The sequence below is a fragment of the Streptomyces sp. 8P21H-1 genome, from assembly GCF_013302945.1.
In genome coordinates this window covers 1-1,901 of record NZ_JABTYA010000024.1, presented here as the reverse complement: position 1 = coordinate 1,901, position 1,901 = coordinate 1, and the positions used below count along the sequence as shown (strand labels likewise).

Below are 1,901 nucleotides of genomic sequence, written 5' to 3'. Positions count from 1 at the left end.
GGGCTCGGCGGCCGCGACCGCCGGCAGCCCCGTGAGCACGAGTGCGCCGAGCGCGGTCAGGGCGGCGGTCCGGGCGGTTGCGCGGGCGTGTCGGTGGGCCATCGGGTGACTCCTCGTTCTCAGGGGCTCGGGGCTCGGGGCTCGGGGCTCGGAGGTTCGGCGGAAGGGCGACGGGAACCTAGACCTTGCCGACACGGGTCCGGAACATGTCCGTTCGTCCGCGGTTCGACGCTTGGGGACCACACGAAGAACCCGCCCGGCGGAGTACCGGATGCCGGGGGGGACCGGCCCACCGGGTACTGCGGTCCGGCGCACCTCCGGGAGGACCCCGGCGCGTGGGGCGGCCCCCGTCAGACGGGTTCGAGGCCCGGTCTGCCCGCCTCGGTCACGAAGGACGCGGCGGTCGTGACCGGCGCGCCCGGCGTCGTCACGGCCGGGACCGTCCGGTAGTCGGCCCGCGCCTGCTGCCGGTCCACGGTGACCCGTACGTAGCCGCGCCGGCCGTTGTAGAACTTCAGATGCGGGTTGGCCCGCATGTACGTGTCCCAGTTGCCCGGCTTCTCCGCGCCGTCCCTGCCGCTCGCCACCGAGGTGGCGACGATCTCCGAGCCCAGCGTCGTGGACGCCGGGTCGTCGAAGTCCTCTTTGATGTCGAAGGCGTACCCGACGTGCACGTCCCCCGTCATCACCACCAGGTTGTCGACCCCGGCCGACTTCGCGCCGTCGAGGACCCGCCGCCGCGAGGCCCGGTAGCCGTCCCAGGCGTCCATGGAGGTCCTCGCCCCCTCGCCGACGTCGAACCTGCGCTGCGAGAAGCAGACCTGCTGCGTCATGACGTTCCACAGGGCGTCCGAGTCGCGCCAGCCGTCGAGCAGCCACCTCTCCTGCGTCGCCCCCGTGATCGTGCGCGCCGGATCGTCCGTCTCGGGGCCCGGAGGGTGCAGGGTGTCCCCGTACGCCTGGTCGGAGCGGTACTGGCGGGTGTCCAGGACGTCGAACTGGGCGAGCGTGCCCCACCGGAGCCGGCGGTAGAGCTGCATGTCCGGACCGCTGGGCTGCTGCGCGCCGCGCAGGGGCTGGTTCTCCCAGTAGGCGCGGTAGGCGGCCGCGCGCCGCAGCAGAAACTCCTGCGGCGGGTCGTTGTTCTCGCTGATCGCGCCCGCGTAGTTGTTCTCGGTCTCGTGGTCGTCCCAGGTGACGACGAACGGGTGCGCCGCGTGCGCCGCCCGGAGGTCCGGATCGCTCTTGTAGAGGGCGTAGCGCAGCCGGTAGTCGTCGAGGGTCCTGGCCTCGCGGTTGAAGAGGTCGGGCAGTTTCCGGTCGGTGTACTCGCGTGCGCCGCCCGCGGAGTTCACGGCGTACTCGTACAGGTAGTCGCCGAGGTGGAAGACCACGTCGACGTCGTCCTGGGCCAGATGACGGTGCACCGTGAAGTACCCGTCGTGGTACGCCTGGCAGGCCACGGCCGCGTACGTGAGTTCCGCGGCGGCGGCCGTGGTGGCGGGTGCCGTGCGGGTACGGCCGGTGTCGCTGATCCAGCTGCCGGCCCTGAACCGGTAGTAGTAGACGCGGCCGGCCTCCAGACCTCCGACCTCGACGTGCAGGCTGTGGTTGTACTCCGGATAGGCAATGGCCAGGCCCCTGCGGACGATCGTGGCGAAGCGCTCGTCGGCCGCCAGCTCCCACTCGACCGGCACGTACTGCCCGGGCAGGCCGCCGTCCGGCTCGTACGGGTCGGGCGCGAGCCGGCTCCACAGCACCACGGAGCTGGGCAGGGGGTCCCCGGAGGCGATGCCGAGCGTGAACGGGTCGTCGGGGATCCTGGCCGCGTCGAGCTCGGTGCCCGCGGCCACGCCCCGGGCGGGCAGGTCGGCGGCGAAGGCGAGGGCGGCGGCCGCGGC

At 72.8% G+C, this 1,901-nt stretch carries 1 protein-coding gene; it reads right to left on the bottom strand.

Annotated elements, in window-relative coordinates; translation table 11 throughout:
• Positions 1-350: 350 nt before the first annotated feature.
• On the bottom strand, positions 351-1,901 hold a 1,551-nt coding region (locus HO151_RS00675), incomplete at its 5' end, for an alkaline phosphatase (RefSeq protein WP_173894193.1).